Annotated in this window: 20 protein-coding genes; 15 read left to right on the forward strand and 5 right to left on the reverse strand. The window is 39.8% G+C overall.

What is annotated here, in order from left to right:
* The first annotated feature begins 37 nt into the window (after positions 1–37).
* The gene (erpA, locus tag ACNSN3_RS03280) at positions 38–376 is read left to right on the forward strand and encodes an iron-sulfur cluster insertion protein ErpA (RefSeq protein ID WP_002958911.1); all 339 of its coding nucleotides are present in this window, start codon (positions 38–40) and stop codon (positions 374–376) included.
* 58 nt (positions 377–434) lie between these two features.
* On the opposite strand, the gene ACNSN3_RS03285 is transcribed toward erpA, so the two are convergent.
* Complete coding sequence (locus ACNSN3_RS03285; RefSeq protein ID WP_054202023.1) at positions 435–623, reverse strand: hypothetical protein; 189 nt, start codon at positions 621–623, stop codon at positions 435–437.
* Positions 624–989: 366 nt separating this feature from the next.
* Here ACNSN3_RS03285 and ACNSN3_RS03290 point away from each other — a divergent pair, with 366 nt between their 5' ends.
* Positions 990–1,229: a helix-turn-helix domain-containing protein gene (locus ACNSN3_RS03290; RefSeq protein WP_008111877.1), complete on the forward strand. Its 240-nt coding sequence runs from the start codon at positions 990–992 to the stop codon at positions 1,227–1,229.
* A 72-nt stretch (positions 1,230–1,301) separates the two neighbouring features.
* Here the strand turns inward: ACNSN3_RS03290 and ACNSN3_RS03295 are convergent, their stop codons facing one another.
* The 4 genes from ACNSN3_RS03295 to ACNSN3_RS03310 are packed head-to-tail and all read right to left on the reverse strand — an operon-like array spanning position 1,302 to position 5,062.
* Complete coding sequence (locus ACNSN3_RS03295; protein ID WP_054202024.1) at positions 1,302–2,678, reverse strand: AmpG family muropeptide MFS transporter; 1,377 nt, start codon at positions 2,676–2,678, stop codon at positions 1,302–1,304.
* A gap of 51 nt (positions 2,679–2,729) precedes the next feature.
* The gene (locus ACNSN3_RS03300) at positions 2,730–3,350 is read right to left on the reverse strand and encodes a peptidylprolyl isomerase (protein WP_008111880.1); all 621 of its coding nucleotides are present in this window, start codon (positions 3,348–3,350) and stop codon (positions 2,730–2,732) included.
* A 2-nt stretch (positions 3,351–3,352) separates the two neighbouring features.
* On the reverse strand, positions 3,353–3,913 hold the full coding sequence (locus tag ACNSN3_RS03305) for a YajG family lipoprotein (RefSeq protein ID WP_008111881.1): 561 nt from the start codon (positions 3,911–3,913) through the stop codon (positions 3,353–3,355).
* Positions 3,914–5,062: a methyltransferase gene (locus tag ACNSN3_RS03310; protein WP_055011632.1), complete on the reverse strand. Its 1,149-nt coding sequence runs from the start codon at positions 5,060–5,062 to the stop codon at positions 3,914–3,916.
* A gap of 43 nt (positions 5,063–5,105) precedes the next feature.
* On the opposite strand from ACNSN3_RS03310, the gene ACNSN3_RS03315 reads away from it, so the two are divergent.
* From ACNSN3_RS03315 to cyoA, 13 genes are all read left to right on the forward strand, one after another.
* Positions 5,106–5,705 (forward strand): alpha-ketoglutarate-dependent dioxygenase AlkB family protein, encoded by a 600-nt coding sequence (locus ACNSN3_RS03315; protein ID WP_138569945.1) that lies wholly within the window; start codon positions 5,106–5,108, stop codon positions 5,703–5,705.
* A 69-nt stretch (positions 5,706–5,774) separates the two neighbouring features.
* Positions 5,775–6,086, forward strand: coding sequence for a BolA family protein (locus ACNSN3_RS03320; RefSeq protein ID WP_010391086.1), 312 nt, complete (start codon positions 5,775–5,777; stop codon positions 6,084–6,086).
* A gap of 109 nt (positions 6,087–6,195) precedes the next feature.
* Positions 6,196–7,389 carry an enoyl-ACP reductase FabV gene (fabV, locus tag ACNSN3_RS03325; RefSeq protein WP_054202027.1) on the forward strand — a complete coding sequence of 398 codons (1,194 nt, stop codon included), beginning with the start codon at positions 6,196–6,198 and terminating at the stop codon, positions 7,387–7,389.
* 353 nt (positions 7,390–7,742) lie between these two features.
* Positions 7,743–9,086 carry a Na(+)-translocating NADH-quinone reductase subunit A gene (locus tag ACNSN3_RS03330; RefSeq protein ID WP_054202028.1) on the forward strand — a complete coding sequence of 448 codons (1,344 nt, stop codon included), beginning with the start codon at positions 7,743–7,745 and terminating at the stop codon, positions 9,084–9,086.
* A 1-nt stretch (position 9,087) separates the two neighbouring features.
* Positions 9,088–10,293: an NADH:ubiquinone reductase (Na(+)-transporting) subunit B gene (locus ACNSN3_RS03335; protein ID WP_008111893.1), complete on the forward strand. Its 1,206-nt coding sequence runs from the start codon at positions 9,088–9,090 to the stop codon at positions 10,291–10,293.
* Positions 10,286–11,035 carry a Na(+)-translocating NADH-quinone reductase subunit C gene (locus ACNSN3_RS03340; RefSeq protein WP_008111895.1) on the forward strand — a complete coding sequence of 250 codons (750 nt, stop codon included), beginning with the start codon at positions 10,286–10,288 and terminating at the stop codon, positions 11,033–11,035. Before ACNSN3_RS03335 ends, ACNSN3_RS03340 begins: the two co-directional genes overlap by 8 nt.
* Positions 11,035–11,667, forward strand: coding sequence for an NADH:ubiquinone reductase (Na(+)-transporting) subunit D (locus ACNSN3_RS03345; protein ID WP_006791491.1), 633 nt, complete (start codon positions 11,035–11,037; stop codon positions 11,665–11,667). Before ACNSN3_RS03340 ends, ACNSN3_RS03345 begins: the two co-directional genes overlap by 1 nt.
* 10 nt (positions 11,668–11,677) lie before the next feature.
* Positions 11,678–12,286 (forward strand): NADH:ubiquinone reductase (Na(+)-transporting) subunit E, encoded by a 609-nt coding sequence (gene nqrE, locus ACNSN3_RS03350; protein WP_006791490.1) that lies wholly within the window; start codon positions 11,678–11,680, stop codon positions 12,284–12,286.
* Between the two features lie 17 nt (positions 12,287–12,303).
* Positions 12,304–13,527, forward strand: a complete 1,224-nt coding sequence (gene nqrF, locus ACNSN3_RS03355) for an NADH:ubiquinone reductase (Na(+)-transporting) subunit F (RefSeq protein WP_008111899.1) — start codon at positions 12,304–12,306, stop codon at positions 13,525–13,527.
* A 99-nt stretch (positions 13,528–13,626) separates the two neighbouring features.
* Positions 13,627–14,649, forward strand: a complete 1,023-nt coding sequence (locus ACNSN3_RS03360) for an FAD:protein FMN transferase (protein WP_138605619.1) — start codon at positions 13,627–13,629, stop codon at positions 14,647–14,649.
* Positions 14,650–14,746: 97 nt separating this feature from the next.
* Complete coding sequence (gene nqrM / locus ACNSN3_RS03365; RefSeq protein ID WP_010391098.1) at positions 14,747–14,959, forward strand: (Na+)-NQR maturation NqrM; 213 nt, start codon at positions 14,747–14,749, stop codon at positions 14,957–14,959.
* Positions 14,960–15,285: 326 nt separating this feature from the next.
* On the forward strand, positions 15,286–15,714 hold the full coding sequence (locus ACNSN3_RS03370; protein WP_010391099.1) for a hypothetical protein: 429 nt from the start codon (positions 15,286–15,288) through the stop codon (positions 15,712–15,714).
* A 329-nt stretch (positions 15,715–16,043) separates the two neighbouring features.
* Entirely contained in the window at positions 16,044–16,997 is a 954-nt protein-coding gene (cyoA, locus tag ACNSN3_RS03375; RefSeq protein WP_008111912.1) for a ubiquinol oxidase subunit II, read from the forward strand.
* Positions 16,998–16,999 lie beyond the last annotated feature (2 nt).

Consider the following 16,999-nt stretch of genomic DNA (forward strand, 5'->3'; position numbering starts at 1 on the left):
TCTCGCGCATTAGTATTAAGGTATTGAGGGTTATAAGATGTCTGAAGAATTACCCATTAAGTTTAGCGACGCAGCCGCTGTGCGTGTTAAACAGTTAATCGACGAAGAAGAAAACCCAGATCTAAAACTGCGTGTTTATGTCACAGGCGGTGGGTGTTCAGGTTTTCAATACGGTTTTACTTTTGATGAAAAAGCGAATCCTGGCGATTTAGAAATTGTTAAAAATGGGGTTACCTTAGTCATTGACCCTATGAGTATCCAATATTTAGTTGATGGCGAAGTTGACTACACCGAAGGATTAGAGGGGGCACGTTTTTTTGTCTCAAATCCTAATGCGACCACTACATGTGGTTGTGGTGCTAGTTTTAGCGTATAAAAATATCGTTATCCAAAAAAAACCGCTTAATCAGCGGTTTTTTTATGTGTTTAAAAAATCATAACTCAGTTGGGCTGTACTCTGTTATTTGCATCATTAACACAAAAAAGCCAAGCACAAACGCAGAGAAGACTAAAATATAGATAAAGCCTTTTTTACCCTGCTTTAATGGAATAGCATAATGGCGTAAAAAAAAGTACCAACCTAAGCACAAAATAATAGGTAGTAAAAAGAGTAGTCTAAACATGATTTGATCTCTATAAGCTAGGGTCAATAGACCTTAATAATAAACAGCTTATATTTAAATGAAACAAAAAAGTTATAAAATATTTAACCTTATTCAGACTTAGTAAATATTTGTTGTTAAACTTTAATCGTAGAATTACCAATTAATCATTCAGATCAACGGTGAATGGTATATAATGTATCCAAGAATGAAACGGGCAAGGTTTCATTTTTCACAATAATAAAGAGTTAGTACATATTTGAGGGTTTTTGTTGATTGAATTGTAAGCGTTTACACTGCGCCTTAGTTAGTGGCAGTGAGTTTTCAGTGTTGATCACAATGAGCTCTTGGCAATATGTACAGTTAAACAACGAGTAGGAGTTGTATATGATGGGTAAAACCGTATCTTCGGAAGAAAATGCAAAGTTAACAAAGTGGCTTAAAACTAAGCGCCATGAAAAAGGCTACACAATGCGCAGCCTAGCGCAAATTTTGGGTACGCCACATTCTTTTATTGGCAAAATTGAAAATCAAGAGCGTCGCTTAGATGTGATTGAGTTTGTTCGCTACTGTAATGCATTAGAAGTCGACCCGTATGAAGCATTAAGCTTAATTAAAGCTGACTAACGCTGTTAGGCTGTAATCGTAAAGTTAAATCTAACGTCTACAGCCAATACTAATGCAGGGATGCATTAGGTGTTACCTACTATGATAATTTTGCTCTAATGCATATAGTTTGTGCCTAATTAGATATAAAAATATTAATGAAGGTAAAACCATAAGTGCTGTTAAAACAAAAAATAATGACCAATTCCCCATTAGCCAATCATCGATAACTACGCCACTATAACTCGATAATAACGTACGTCCTAAATTACCCAATGATGCTAATAGCGCATAATGGGTGGCGCTAAATGCTCTGTCACACAGCATAGATATAAAAGCAACCATCGCCACTAAAGACCAAGCTTGGGTAAAACCATCAACTACAATCGCCATTGCATATAAGTGTTCTTGTGGCCCTGCTAAGGCAATCCAAGAAAACATTAAGTTAGATGCAGCCATGGCTACGCCACTAATAAATAAGCCTTTTACTATGCCATATTTGTGGTTAAAAATACTGCCCAAAAAGGCAAATACAATGGTGATTAAACCCGTGCCCAGCTTGGAGTAATTTGCTATTTGGGTATTACTAAAGCCCACTTCCTTATAAAATACAATCGACATTCGTGCTAAAAATGCTTCACCAATTTTAAATAAGAAAATAAATGCCAGCAGTGCTAAAGCGGTTTTAACCCCATTTTTAGCAAAAAAGGTTTTAAATGGGTCAACCACGGTAACGCCTAACCATGCGAGCGTTTTTGTCAGTGGAGTTTGTTTAGTTGTTGCGAGCTTTTCAAGGTAAACACGTTCTAGCTCGGCATGAACGGCTTCGCGATTTGATTGCGGCTCTTTAGCCCAAAACACACAGCTAATTAATAACAGCATAATCGCAGATAAAAAATAATAAACCTGTGGCCAGTCTATGTTTGGCATATCTGCCATGTAAAAGGGCACAGCCCCTAATAAAGCATAACCTGTCCACCAACCTGATGTAGCCATTGCGGCGGCTGCGGTGGCTTTGTGAGATTCATTTTCACTAAGAGTGTCTATTCGAAAAGCATCTATAGCAATATCTTGCGTTGCAGAGGCTATGGCGATCAGCAAGCAAAGTGCGGCGGCAATCGCTAGGTTTGCTTTTAGATCAAGCCCTGCAAGTAGTAACGTGCCAAGTAAAATAAAGCTTTGGCAAAACAGGATCCAACTACGACGCTGACCAAGCCAGTTGTACAAAAAGGGCAGTTTAGTGCGATCTATTAAAGGCGACCATAAAAAATTGATACTATAGGCACCAAACACAATGCCAAATAAGCCTATCATGCTGCGACTCAAACCTTCATCTTTAAGCCAAGCCGACATTACCGAGCCAATTAACACCCACGGAAAACCACTGCTCATTCCAAATATAAAAACATTAATTAAACGTTTATCTTTAAAATAAGAAAAGTATTCGCGAACAGAAAGTGTGCTATTCATAGGGGCTCATTGGCTCATAGAAAGAGCAGCCAAAGCTGCTCTGATAAAAAGTTATAAAGGGACTTGCTCAAGCACCTTGATATTTAATATAACAACCGGTTTTTCAGGGACAAAGTTGTAGCCAATTTTGTCATTAAAACCCGTTTTTACAGCCATGATTTTATCGAGCGTCTCATAACCTTCCATAACACTGCCAAACACTGCAAATCCCCAATCACGTCCAGGGTTTAAATGGTCATTGTCATCCATGTTAAAAAAGAACTGACGCGTTCCTGAGTGTGGTTCTCGATCTTGATAGGCCATAGCAATGCTATACATATCGTTAGTTAAGCCGTTACCGCTTTCATTAAAAATAGGGTCGTTTTCATGCAGGCCATCGTAATCTTTATCATAACCACCGCCTTGAATTACAAAGTCACGGTCATTTTCTACATCGCGTTCTACACGATGAAACACACTGCCTTGATAGCTTTTATCAGACACATAAGTCAAAAAGTTATTGACCGTAATAGGGGCTCTTGAGCGGTCTAGTTCAACCACAATACTGCCCAACGATGTCACAATTTCTACTCGAGGGAAAATATTATCTTTTTGCACAAAGCGGCCTTCTTGTGCCGCTAAACTATTTACGCTAAAAAATAAGCTTACGCAGATTAAAAAAAGTTGCTTCATTATTAACCTTCTAAAAATGCAATTAATTCAGGGTCAGATACAATGCGGGTAATTAACTGCTCAGTCAACTTATTGAGCTGACCTTCAATTTTTGCCCTATCATGACCAAGTGGTCCAGATAAATTAGCATTACCGCTATAACGCTTACTGAAATTACTGGTAGGGCGAATCACTCGTACTTCAAATTCAATCTTGGCATCACTGGTATGGCTCATTAGCTTTTCTGTAACCACAGCTTGCAGTGCGTGAATATCTAACTCAAAGCGCAATTGCGCTAAATTAGAAATGCTAGCGCCATTGCGACTAAGCGCACTGTCTAGCGCACTTTTAACTGACTCAGTAATACCCGTGCTGGCAATGGTTTTTGTTTTGCTTGATTCAATAAGCTTTAAGGTTGCACTGTCACCACGTAAATCAATCACGCTGGTGTTTAAGCTGTTATTGATTGAGCTTATTTGTCCACTTTTATAGACGGGATTGAGAATAAGCTGATTAGGCTGATTGGCACATCCCGAAAAAACCACTAAAGTACAACAGCTCAATAATATCTTTATGAGTTTCATTTATAACGTCCCACTATTTTTAGTTGCGCTGAGTACCACAAACTTTTTATTAGAGCCTAATAAAGTACAGTTACCAAACATACGGTTTAGTTTGTCATGATAATCTAAATGACGATTGCCAATAATACGCAGCTCGCCACCTTCTTTTAATGTGTCTTTTGCTTGTTTAAACATTTGCCACGCGATGTGGTCGGTAACTGCTTGTGCTTGGTGAAATGGCGGATTACACAATACAATATCGGCACTTTCACGTTCAAAGTCAGTTAAACAATCATTCTCTATAAAAGTACATTGTTCAAACTTGTCTTCCATGTTTAATTCAATGTTGAGTCGAGCTGATTCAACCGCCATATACGACTCATCAACAAAGCTAATATGCGCATTAGGACAGCGCGCTAATGTCATTAAACCAACCACGCCATTACCACAGCCTAAATCAATAATATTTTTTGCTTTATTTGTTTGCGGCAAGTAATTGAAAAAGAAACGTGCGCCAATATCAAGTGAATCACGTGAAAACACATTGGCATGATTACTTATTGTAAAATCAGTGCCTTCAAGTGGCCAGCTGACTGGGAAATCTGCGCCTTTATAACCGCCGGCTGCTTGGCTAATAATTAAACGTGATTTTTTTACTGCAAGACTTGTTTTCGTCTCACCAATAAAGTTTTCAAATGCTTTAATAGTAGAGTTATGTACGTCTTTAGTTTTTGCAGCACCAATAACTGGCGTATTTGGTGCGAGCACTTCGCTTAGTTCAGATAACTGATATTGTAAAAAAGCCAACGTGCGTGGTACTTTTACCAACACAAGGTCTACTTGCTCAGGTAGAGCCGACAAACTATCAAGCTGGCTAAACGCAGTCGTCGCGATTTTGTTTTCCGCTAAGTTATAAGCAGCCGCCTGATGGCTAATATATGAGTCGTTTACTGAACAAACTGTTAATTGTTGCTTGCTAAAGTAACAGCTAAGTGCACCAAAGCTGTCGTTTAAGATCAGTAACGAGCGACAATCAGGATAGTGTTCATTAACATAGTCAATGAGGTATTCGTCTGCTGAATCCCACGCTTGTAAGCTGCGGTTTTTTTGATCCAAAGGAAAGCGTTCAAGAGTAAAAGTGTTATCGCCGAGCGTAGCTTGCGTAGTCATAATAGTTTAATGATCGGTAATCAAATGATAGGTAAATTCTAACATGCAACCGCCAAACGCCAACCCCCAACTGTTACCAAATGGCTTTTCTTATCAAAGTAAGGTACTTAGCGCACAAAAAAGCCTCGATTTATTTTATTATTTGCAGCAAAACCTAAATTGGCAACAGCCAAACATTACAGTGTTTGGTAAAACGGGGCCAATACCTAGGCTACAATGTTTTATCAGCGAAGAAAATCTTGAGTACGGTTATTCTGGGCATAAACTCGACTTAGAGCCTTGGCCAGACGTATTACTTGCTATGCGAACACGTTTAGAAAATCACCTACAGCAACCATTTAACTCAATTTTGGTTAATTATTATCGGGATGGCCACGATTGTATGGGTTGGCATAGCGATGACGAGGCTGAGCTAGGGCCTGAGCCTACCATAGCGTGTGTGTCGCTTGGTGCAGAGCGGTTATTTAAACTTAAACACAAAGTAAGCAACAGCATTACTAACATCAAATTACAAAGTGGTAGTTGTTTAATAATGAGCGGACAGAGCCAACAAAATTATCAACATGCGTTGCCTAAACAAACAACACTTAAACACCCGCGGATCAGTTTAACGTTTCGCTATATTAATAATGGTTTCAGTTAAATAGCATTAGCCATGGTGTAGCCGCAGTTGTTATAGTAACCATATAACTGAATTTTGAGGATGGTTTTTATGTCAATGCAACAACAAATACGTGACAAGCTAGCAAATGCTATTGCGTGTAAGCATTTAAATGTTATTAACGAAAGCCATATGCACAGTGCGGGGACTGAATCTCACTTTAAAGTGATTGTAGTCAGTGAAGAATTCGCTGGTAAGCGATTATTGCAGCGTCATCGTGAAATTAATGAAATTTTAAAAGATGAGCTGGCAAATCATATTCATGCGCTTGCTATGCACACTTATACTCCTGAGGAATTTACAGAGCACGACGGCGAAGCCCCGCAGTCACCTAATTGCATGGGCGGCTCAAAAGTTGGATAACAGGTAGCTAGAAGGTGGTTTGAGCAGTGCGTAACTGATCAGATCAGTTTTTTTTGTTTTAGCCTTTAAACTAGCGCTAATTTTTATTGTAAAAGATATAGGATGATCAATGGTCATTAAGCCTAAAATTCGCGGATTTATCTGCACCAATGCACACCCAGTTGGCTGTGCAGAGCATGTTCAAGAACAAATTAATTATGTTAAGCAGCAAGGAGCATTAAAAAATGCGCCTAAAAATGTATTAGTTATTGGTGCGTCTACAGGTTATGGCCTTGCATCTCGTATTACCGCTGCATTTGGTGGTGGCGCTAAAACATTGGGTGTGTTCTTTGAAAAAGAAGGCACTGAACGTAAAACAGGCTCTGCGGGTTGGTACAACACGGCGGCATTTCAAACAGCCGCTGAAGCTGAAGGCTTATGGTCTAAAAATATTAATGGTGATGCGTTTTCTAACGAAATCAAACAAAAAACAATCGACACCATTAAAGCTGAATTAGGTAAAGTTGACTGTATTATTTACAGCTTAGCATCACCTCGTCGTACTGATCCAAATACAGGGGAAGTGTTTTCTTCAACACTTAAGCCAATTGGTAATGCGGTAACGACTAAAAACTTAAATACGTCAAAGCGTGAAATTGATGAAGTAACTGTTGAAGCAGCAAACCAAGACGATATCGACAACACCATTAAAGTAATGGGTGGCGAAGACTGGGAAATGTGGATTGACGCCCTTAAAGACGCTGATGTACTAGCAGATAACTTTAAAACAACGGCTTACACATACATTGGTAAAGAACTAACTTGGCCAATATATGGACATGCAACCATAGGTAAGGCAAAAGAAGATCTAGACCGTGCCACTGCAGCTATTAAAGCCGCTACCCAAGATTTAAATGGCGAAGCTTACGTTTCTTCACTTAATGCGGTTGTTACCCAAGCAAGCTCGGCAATCCCAATAATGCCGCTTTACATTTCGGCACTATTTAAAGTGATGAAGGCTGATGGCACTTACGAGGGCACAATTGAGCAAATTCATGCGTTATTTAATGAAAACCTATACGGTGATTCACCACGTTTTGATGAGGGCGGACATTTATTCCAAAACTACAAAGAGCTGGAAGATGACGTTCAAGCACGTGTTCAAACTATTTGGGATAGTGTAGACACAAGTTCAATTGATGAGTTAACGGATTACGTGGGCTACCATAATGAGTTTTTACGCCTATTTGGTTTTGGCATTGATACGGTTGATTACGAGCAAGATGTTAATCCTGTTGCGCCAATTGCAAATATGATTGATTAATCTGTAGCTAGTAATGCAATTTTGAAAAAGTCGCCTAGTGCGACTTTTTTGTTTTTTAGCCTTGATTTGAAAAAAATTTTGCTATTTGTTGGTTTATTTACCACTTTGGTCTAGCTTGTATTTTATTAATTATGAATTACAAAACTAAATAAACGTTTCTCTCGTATAATTTTCATAAATACACTCGCATAGTCAGTCACAATAATGTTAAAATCAAAGCAATATGTGAGGAGTTTTACTGCGCTGCTTGTTTGGTATCTATAGCGAGTCATTTTATAGCTTGCAATAATACAAATAGCGGCGTGGTTGGTACGATTTTTCAGTTTCTTTCCGTTAATGTAGTGCAAGTGCGTATGATCAATATAAAAAAAGGTCTGGATTTACCCTTAGAGGGCGCACCTCAGCAAGTTATTCATGATGGTTCTGCCGTCAAACGTGTAGCTGTGCTAGGTGAAGAGTTTATCGGTATGCGTCCAACCATGCATGTTCGTGTGGATGACCAAGTCAAAAAAGGCCAGGTACTTTTTGAAGATAAAAAGAACCCAGGCGTATTATTTACTGCACCAGCTTCTGGTACAGTAAAAGAAATTAATCGCGGTGCTAAACGTGTTCTGCAATCTGTTGTTATTGAAGTAAACGGCAGTGAGCAAATCACCTTTGGTTCTTTCTCGGAAACTGAGCTTAACAGCTTAGACCGTGAAAAAGCTAAAGAAGTACTAGTTCAATCGGGTCAATGGACAGCACTTCGTGCTCGCCCATTTAGTAAAATAGCGGCATTGGATGCAAATCCTAGCTCTATTTTTGTGACAGCTATCGATACCAATCCACTTGCTGCAGATCCTGCAGTAGTTATTGCTGAAAATGCGAAAGCGTTTGAAGCAGGTTTGGCTGTTGTGTCACGTTTAACCGATGGCAAAGTATTTGTTTGTAAGCAAGCAGGCAGTCAAGTTCCTAGTTCACCTATTGCTCAAGTAGAAGTACATGAGTTTGGTGGCGTGCACCCAGCTGGCCTTGTTGGCACACATATCCATCACCTTGACCCAGTATCTGCTAGTAAGCAAGTTTGGCACATTGGTTACCAAGACGTTATTGCGTATGGTCACCTTTTCCTTACTGGTGAAATTTACACAGACCGTGTGATTTCGCTTGCAGGTCCGCGTGTTAAGAATCCTCGTTTAGTGAAAACACAATTAGGTGCTTCATTAGATGACTTAGTAGCAGGTGAATTAGAAGACGGTGATAACCGTGTTATTTCTGGTTCTGTACTTGCAGGTGCTACGTCGTCTGGTGTTCATGCATTCTTAGGTCGTTACCACGTTCAAGTATCTGTATTACTTGAAGGTCGCGAAAAAGAATTATTTGGCTGGATTGCACCAGGTAGTGATAAATTCTCTGTAACGCGTACATTCTTGTCTCACCTTACACCGAGTCGTTTATTTAAAATGACAACGTCTACAGGCGGTTCAAAACGTGCCATGGTTCCACTTGGAAGCTATGAGCGTGTTATGCCACTTGATATTTTGCCAACGCTTTTATTACGTGACTTATTGTCTCGTGATTTAGACAGTGCAATTTCATTAGGTGCGCTTGAATTAGATGAAGAAGATTTAGCGTTATGCACCTTCGTTTGTCCTGGCAAATACGAGTACGGCGCAGCCCTACGCGATTGCTTAACTACGATCGAGAAGGAAGGCTAAAATGGGCTTAAAAACTTTCTTAGAAGATATCGAACCACATTTTGAACCAGGTGGTAAGCATGAGAAATGGTACGCGCTGTATGAAGCTGCTGCGACTATTTTTTACACGCCAGGTTACGTAAATAAAGGTTCAACTCACGTTCGTGATAATATCGACCTAAAACGCATGATGATTTTAGTGTGGATGGCGACGTTCCCTGCCATGTTCTTTGGTATGTTCAACATTGGTCATCAAGCTGCAATTGCACTTGGTAATGGCTTTGAGCTAGCGAATATTTGGCAAGTAGGTTTATTCCAGTTACTTGGCGGTGAATTAACCGTTGATGCAGGCTGGGGTGCGAAAATGTTCTACGGAGCCTGTTTCTTCCTACCTATTTATGCAACTACCTTTATTGTCGGTGGTTTCTGGGAAGTGTTATTTGCTTCTGTGCGTAAGCATGAAGTTAATGAAGGTTTCTTTGTAACTTCTGTATTGTTTGCATTAATTCTGCCTGCAACGATTCCTTTATGGCAAGTTGCACTAGGTATTACTTTTGGTGTAGTTATAGCAAAAGAAATATTTGGTGGTACAGGCCGTAACTTCTTAAACCCTGCGCTTGCTGGTCGTGCGTTTTTATTCTTCGCATACCCTGCACAAATTTCAGGTGACACAGTATGGACTGCCGTAGATTCATTCTCTGGCGCGACTATGCTTGGTCAAGCGTTTGCTGGTACGTTAAATTACGCGACTGATATTGAGCTTTGGTGGAATGCGTTTTACGGATTCATTCAAGGTTCTATGGGTGAAACGTCTACGCTAGCTGTACTTATTGGTGGTTTATTCCTAATTTACGTGCGCATCGCGTCTTGGCGTATCGTGCTAGGTGTATTCCTAGGTATGGTAGTAACCTCATCAATACTGAACACCATTGGTTCTGAAACCAATGCGATGTTTGCTATGCCTTGGTACTGGCACATGGTATTGGGTGGTTTTGCATTCGGTATGTTCTTTATGGCAACTGACCCTGTATCTGCTGCATTTACTGATAAAGGTAAATTAGCATACGGTGCGCTTATTGGCTTTATGGTTATCATGATCCGTGTTGTTAACCCTGCATACCCAGAGGGCATCATGCTAGCAATCTTATTTGCTAACTTGTTTGCACCTTTATTCGATCACTTTGTAGTGCAAGCTAATATCAAGCGGAGGTTGGCACGTAATGTCTAGTAATAACGAATCAATTGGCAAAACGCTAGCTGTTGTTGTCTCATTATGTTTAGTGTGTGCAGTTATTGTATCGCTAACATCTGTACAACTACGCCCTCTGCAAAAAGCAAATAAAGCAAAAGATATTCAAAGCAATATCTTAGCTGCTGCTGGTATTGGCAAAGTTGATAACGTTGCCGAAACGTTTGATGCTAAAATCGAAACTCGCTTTGTTGATATGCAAAGTGGTGAGTTTGCTGAGCCGGTAGAAGATTTTGACTTTGAAAAAAGCAAATACGATGCTGATTTAAGTAAATCTTTAAAAGAGAATGGTATTAAGGACATCGCAGGTATTCAACGTATTACCAAGCGTGCGCCTGTTTATATCTCTAAAAAAGACGATGGCTCTACTGATGCAATCATCCTTCCTATTCAGGGTTATGGTTTATGGGGTTTAATGTACGGTTTTATCTCGCTTGAAAGCGATGGCGAAACTATTAAAGACATCATTTTCTACAAACATAACGAAACACCTGGTCTAGGTGGTGAAATTCAAAACCCACAGTGGACTGCAACGTGGGAAGGTAAAGAGTTACCAATCCAAATCGTTAAAGGAACTGCAGCCGGTGATGAGCATAAGATCGATGGTCTTTCAGGTGCTACATTAACGTCTAATGGTGTTGACCATGCAGTTGATTTTTGGACTGGCGAAAATGGCTTTGGCCCTTTCCTTGCGAAAGTACGTAAAGGAGCATTGAACTAATGGCTGATACTAAAGAAATGAAGGCGGTCCTATTTGGTCCAGTTTTCGCTAACAACCCAATCGCATTACAAGTACTTGGTATTTGTTCTGCGCTAGCGGTAACGTCTAGCTTAAAAAATGCATTAATCATGTCAATTGCATTGACCTTGGTAACTGCATTCTCTAGCCTTTTTATCTCGACTATTCGTAACCATATCCCATCATCAGTACGTATCATCGTACAGATGACGATTATTGCATCATTAGTAATCGTGGTTGACCAAGTACTACAAGCTTTCTCTTACGCTACGGCAAAAGAGTTATCAGTATTCGTTGGTCTAATCATTACTAACTGTATCGTAATGGGTCGTGCTGAAGCTTATGCAATGAAGTCGCCGCCATTAATGTCTTTCCTTGATGGTATTGGTAATGGCTTAGGTTACTCTGTAGTGTTACTTACTGTTGGCTTTATTCGTGAGTTATTCGGTAAAGGTTCACTATTCGGTGTTGATATTATTCCATTAGTACAAAATGGTGGTTGGTACCAACCTATGGGTCTATTGATCTTACCACCGAGTGCATTCTTCATCATTGGTTTATTCATTTGGGTACTTCGTACTTATAAGAAAGACCAAGTAGAAGCTAAAGCGTAAGGGGCGATAAGTGGAACATTATATTAGTTTATTTGTAAAAGCCGTTTTTATTGAAAACTTAGCGTTAGCATTCTTCCTAGGTATGTGTACTTTCTTAGCCGTGTCTAAAAAAGTAACTACATCAATTGGCCTAGGTGTAGCGGTTATTGTTGTATTAGGTATTTCAGTACCGGTTAACAACTTGGTTTACCATGCGGTATTAGCGCCAGGTTCACTAGAGTGGCTTGGTTACCCAGAAGCAGATCTTAGCTTTTTACGTTTCTTAACTTTCATTGGTGTTATTGCAGCACTAGTGCAAATTCTTGAAATGGCATTAGATAAGTTCTTCCCACCGCTTTACAACGCATTAGGTATTTTCCTACCACTAATCACAGTTAACTGTGCAATTTTTGGTGCGGTAGCCTTCATGGTTGAGCGTAACTATAACTTCGGCGAGTCTGTTGTTTATGGTATTGGCGCTGGTGTTGGTTGGGCGCTTGCAATTACATTACTTGCAGGTATCCGTGAGAAAATGAAGTATTCAGACGTACCAGATGGTTTACGTGGTTTAGGTATTACCTTCATCACTGTTGGCTTGATGGGTCTTGGCTTTATGTCATTCTCTGGTATTTCACTGTAATAATAGCGAGGTCAATCATGGATATTTTCTTAGGCGTTGGTGTTTTTATCGCTATCGTTGTAATACTAGTTTTAATCATCATTGGTGCTAAATCTAAGCTAGTTGCAAGCGGTGATATCATCATCGGCATTAATGGCGATGCAGACAAAGCCATTAAAACATCAGCAGGTAGTAAGCTATTAGGCGCACTATCTGAGTCAGGTATTTTCGTATCTTCTGCATGTGGTGGCGGTGGCTCTTGTGGCCAGTGTCGCGTACACATTAAAGAAGGCGGCGGTGATATTCTGCCAACTGAACTTGACCACATCTCTAAAGGTGAAGCACGTGAAGGTTGTCGCCTAGCGTGTCAGGTTAATGTTAAAAACGACATGGAAATTGAACTTGAAGAGTCAATTTTCGGTGTTAAAAAATGGGATTGTGAAGTTATCTCTAACGATAACAAAGCGACGTTCATTAAAGAACTTAAGCTACAAATTCCTGATGGCGAGTCAGTGCCGTTCCGTGCGGGTGGTTACATCCAGATCGAAGCGCCAGCTCACCATGTTAAATATGCAGATTTCGATATTCCTGAAGAGTATCGTGGCGATTGGAACCATTTTGGTTTCTTCGATCTGGAGTCAAAAGTAGACGAAGAAACAATTCGTGCTTACTCAATGGCTAACTACCCAGAAGAAGAAGGCATCATCATGCTTAACGTGCGTATCGCTACGCCGCCGCCAAGAAACCTAAGCCTACCATGTGGTAAAATGTCTTCGTACATTTGGTCACTTAAAGAAGGTGATAAAGTAACTATTTCTGGTCCATTTGGTGAGTTCTTCGCTAAAGACACAGACGCTGAAATGGTATTCGTAGGTGGTGGTGCAGGTATGGCACCAATGCGTTCACATATCTTTGACCAACTTAAGCGTTTAAACTCTAAGCGTAAAATTAGTTTCTGGTATGGTGCGCGTTCTAAACGTGAAATGTTCTATGTTGAAGATTTTGACGGCCTAGCTGAGCAAAACGAAAACTTCGTTTGGCACACTGCGCTTTCAGATCCGCAACCAGAAGATAACTGGGAAGGCTACACTGGCTTTATCCATAACGTGTTATTTGAGAACTATCTTAAAGATCACGAAGCGCCTGAAGATTGTGAGTTCTACATGTGTGGTCCTCCAATGATGAATGCGGCTGTTATCACTATGCTTAAAGACTTAGGTGTTGAAGAAGAAAACATCTTACTAGATGATTTCGGTGGCTAATACCCAAACTGATTAAATTTAGTTAAAATACCAGCCTCGTCGCATTTTATGTGACGAGGCTTTTTTATATTAATTTTTAACCTATTAAGTAGGGTTGTTATGAACAAAGTAAATACTCCCCAGGGCATAATCGCCTTATTTATAATCACGCTGACTTTACTGTTATCTGGATGTGGAAAATCAGTCCCAGAGGAAACCTACTTAGAAGGTAAAACGATGGGTACAACTTACCACATTAAGTTTTACGCTGAGCAAGTTGACCCTCAAGCAGTACAAGCAGAAATCGATGCGGTTTTAGTTGATATCAACCAGTCTATGTCGACCTATATCGAAGATTCAGAAATAAACACCTTTAACCGTTTAGATGCCAACGAAGTAATGCCAATCAGTGATGACTTCAGGGCAGTTATTAGTGAATCTATGCGTATAGGTAATTCAACTAAGACCCTAGATGTGACTATGGGGCCGTTGATAGATTTATGGGGGTTTGGTCCAGATAAAAAACCAACAAAGCGCCCAACGAATGAAGCTCTGGCAAATATGATCAATAACATTGGTATAGATAAGTTGGTCCTTAACGAGCAAGGCTTAGCAAAAACGATGGCTGATTTAGAATTGTCGTTTTCAGCTACAGCAAAAGGCTATGGTATTGATAAAGTGGCTGAGCTATTACAAAGCAAAGGCATTACAGATTACATGGTTGAGATTGGCGGGGAGTTACGTATTGCAGGTACAAAACCAGACAATCAAGCATGGCGAATAGCAATTGAACAACCTGATGCAAACCCAGGTGAGCGAAAAGTACACCGTGTACTTGCACCAGGCAATAACGGTATTGCCACCTCAGGTGATTATCGAATCTTTTATACAATGGATGGCGAAACCTATACTCACCTTATTGATCCTATGACAGGGATGCCAATTAAGCATGACTTAGTTTCTGTTACAGTTTTACACCCTAGCGCTATGACGGCCGACGGTTTAGCGACTGCTTTAACGGTTATGGGAATGGAAAAAGCACAACGTTATGCGCAGCAGCATGATTTACCAGTGTATTTAATTGCTAAATCGCCTGATGGTTTAGTCACTTATTCAAGTCCTGCGTTTAAGCCTTATTTATAGTCTTTAGGTTTATATCCTTAGCATGAGGGTATATAATATACGGAGCTCAAATACGCTATTTGAGCTCATTTTATTGCTGAACAATAGGGGCTAAGCAATGTCACTTTTTTTTCTAACCTTTGGCTTACTTATTTTAATTGTCGCTGCGATGGCGATAGGCATGATAGTTCAAAGAAAATCGATGGCGAGTAGCTGCGGAGGCTTAGGCTCTGTAGGTATTGATAAAGCATGTGATTGCGATGATCCATGCGATAAACGCAAAAAGCGTCTAGCCAAAGAGCAAGTATGGAAAGAAAACCAAATTCTTTAAATAGATTTATTTCTGTTTAAACAAAAAACCTCTCGTAGCTCACTACGGGAGGTTTTTTATTTATATCGCCATAAATAAATCACCAGCTGATAAAATAATCGTGTTTTTATCTTGAACAGAAAACTCTCTTTGTTATACTCATGCCCGAACTTTCAGTAAGTTTTGAAAGTTCTATTGATGCGGATCAATTCTAGCTTAGCAAAATAGTGCTAATGCGTTGAGACTGTATTTCATGTCACTGTATAAGGCTTTACGGCTGCAACTTGTTTTTGTTGCCACGGTGTATACCTAATTTTGTTATTAGTCATTTTAATAGGTTAATGTTTTTGAACTCATTTTCTTTGTTTCATACCAGCGCTTTGCTTACCTTAGGTAAGTCAGTGTTGCATGAGCGCTTTAATAAAGCGAAAAGAGGCGTGAGTGTGGCTGTAACATTATTAGTTTTTAATGCCGTTATGTTGCTTAGTGGCGCTATCGAGGATGCCTTTAGGCTTGAAGCATTGATCAGTGATGGCTTTTTTATAGAGCCATTATTACTGACTATTGCCGAATTTTTAGCTCATCCTATCTTATCGTGTCAGTTACTTATTGGCCTTTGTTGGCTATTGTTCCACATGTTTCCAGCGCGTCGTGCTGGAATAATCCTCCGTAAAGCAGCCTTTGCTTTTAGCGAGGCTAAAGTTCAGCAACCCGTGCAAGCTGCACATGGTTGTCGTGCTCCACCTAGCTTTACAGGTTGTCTGTTTACCCATTAATTTTTATGGGTATAGGTTACACCTGTGGTATCTAATTATTTATTCTTGCTGTAAATAACGATTACTTTCATTGTAGCTTAGTGTTTTTACTCACTCTCAGCCAACCACACCTCACCCAAGTTAATTTTTATTGCGTTATATTAATGTGTTTAAAAAAGCTGGGTTGGTTCTGCTAGGTGTTTTTTATTAAGCCAGTGGTCAATACTTCATGCTTGCATTCGCTCTGCATTATTTGTAATTCAATTTTAATTAACTTGGGTTTTTATCAAATATCGTTGCTAAATATTTTTGGCAGCTAATAAAAACTCTTTAGGTTTTAGGATAGTCCCTTGTTAATTCGTAACCTTTTTAATATTGCTTTAGCTAGTATGGCGCTGATTTTATCAGGCTGTAATGGCGGGGTACTCGACCCAAAAGGGCAGATAGGTATTGATGAGAAAAATCTGATCATCATCGCCACTGTGCTTATGTTGTTAGTTGTGATCCCCGTTATTGTGATGACTTTATATTTTGCTTGGAAATACAGAGACACACAAAACCATGAAATTTACGCACCAAAATGGGCTCACTCTAATAAGATTGAGGCTGTTGTATGGGCGGTTCCTATTGTTATTGTTGTTATTTTAGGTGTGATCACCTGGCAATCAACTCAAGAGCTTGACCCTTATAAACCGATAGAGGGTAAAGGTGAACACTTAACTGTTGAAGTGGTGTCACTTAATTGGAAGTGGTTATTTATTTACCCTGAACAAGGTATTGCTACGGTAAACGAATTGGTATTTCCTGCTAATGTTCCGGTTGAATACAAAATCACGTCAGAAAGTACCATGAACTCGTTTTTCATTCCCCAGTTAGGTAGTCAAATTTACTCAATGGCGGGCATGGAAACTAAGCTGCATTTAATCGCTAATGAGCCAGGCACGTTTAAAGGCTTTTCGGCTAATTACAGTGGTGCGGGTTTTACTGGTATGAAATTTAATGCCATCGCAACACCAACAAAAGCTGACTTTAACCAGTGGGTTGAACAGGTTAAAACCAACGCTAATAGCCTTACTCATGCCAATTATGTTGAGCTTGCCAAAGCGAGTGAAAACAATCCCGTCGCTTATTATGGCAAGGTTGATGAAGGTTTATTTCATACCATAGTGATGAAATACATGCAGGCGCATGGCGATATGAACAAAAAACACCACTCGATGGGTAAACATCAGCAGATGAGTAATGAGCATCAGGCAATGGGTAACCATACAATGCCATCATCACACAGCCAGGGCGAGGAATAATC

Source organism: Pseudoalteromonas sp. US3C1004 (assembly GCF_048401065.1).
Lineage (GTDB): Bacteria > Pseudomonadota > Gammaproteobacteria > Enterobacterales > Alteromonadaceae > Pseudoalteromonas > Pseudoalteromonas undina.

Excerpts from the sequence above, each read along its gene's own strand:
- ACNSN3_RS03315 (WP_138569945.1), top strand. The coding sequence starts at position 5,106 with ATGCAACCGCCAAACGCCAACCCCCAACTGTTACCAAATGGCTTTTCT.
- ACNSN3_RS03340 (WP_008111895.1), top strand. The coding sequence starts at position 10,286 with ATGTCTAGTAATAACGAATCAATTGGCAAAACGCTAGCTGTTGTTGTC.
- fabV (WP_054202027.1), top strand. The coding sequence starts at position 6,196 with ATGGTCATTAAGCCTAAAATTCGCGGATTTATCTGCACCAATGCACAC.
- ACNSN3_RS03290 (WP_008111877.1), top strand. The coding sequence starts at position 990 with ATGATGGGTAAAACCGTATCTTCGGAAGAAAATGCAAAGTTAACAAAG.
- ACNSN3_RS03360 (WP_138605619.1), top strand. The coding sequence starts at position 13,627 with ATGAACAAAGTAAATACTCCCCAGGGCATAATCGCCTTATTTATAATC.
- ACNSN3_RS03310 (WP_055011632.1), bottom strand. The coding sequence starts at position 5,062 with ATGACTACGCAAGCTACGCTCGGCGATAACACTTTTACTCTTGAACGC.
- ACNSN3_RS03300 (WP_008111880.1), bottom strand. The coding sequence starts at position 3,350 with ATGAAGCAACTTTTTTTAATCTGCGTAAGCTTATTTTTTAGCGTAAAT.
- ACNSN3_RS03295 (WP_054202024.1), bottom strand. The coding sequence starts at position 2,678 with ATGAATAGCACACTTTCTGTTCGCGAATACTTTTCTTATTTTAAAGAT.
- ACNSN3_RS03305 (WP_008111881.1), bottom strand. The coding sequence starts at position 3,913 with ATGAAACTCATAAAGATATTATTGAGCTGTTGTACTTTAGTGGTTTTT.
- nqrF (WP_008111899.1), top strand. The coding sequence starts at position 12,304 with ATGGATATTTTCTTAGGCGTTGGTGTTTTTATCGCTATCGTTGTAATA.
- nqrM (WP_010391098.1), top strand. The coding sequence starts at position 14,747 with ATGTCACTTTTTTTTCTAACCTTTGGCTTACTTATTTTAATTGTCGCT.
- ACNSN3_RS03320 (WP_010391086.1), top strand. The coding sequence starts at position 5,775 with ATGTCAATGCAACAACAAATACGTGACAAGCTAGCAAATGCTATTGCG.
- ACNSN3_RS03335 (WP_008111893.1), top strand. The coding sequence starts at position 9,088 with ATGGGCTTAAAAACTTTCTTAGAAGATATCGAACCACATTTTGAACCA.
- ACNSN3_RS03285 (WP_054202023.1), bottom strand. The coding sequence starts at position 623 with ATGTTTAGACTACTCTTTTTACTACCTATTATTTTGTGCTTAGGTTGG.
- ACNSN3_RS03345 (WP_006791491.1), top strand. The coding sequence starts at position 11,035 with ATGGCTGATACTAAAGAAATGAAGGCGGTCCTATTTGGTCCAGTTTTC.
- erpA (WP_002958911.1), top strand. The coding sequence starts at position 38 with ATGTCTGAAGAATTACCCATTAAGTTTAGCGACGCAGCCGCTGTGCGT.
- ACNSN3_RS03330 (WP_054202028.1), top strand. The coding sequence starts at position 7,743 with ATGATCAATATAAAAAAAGGTCTGGATTTACCCTTAGAGGGCGCACCT.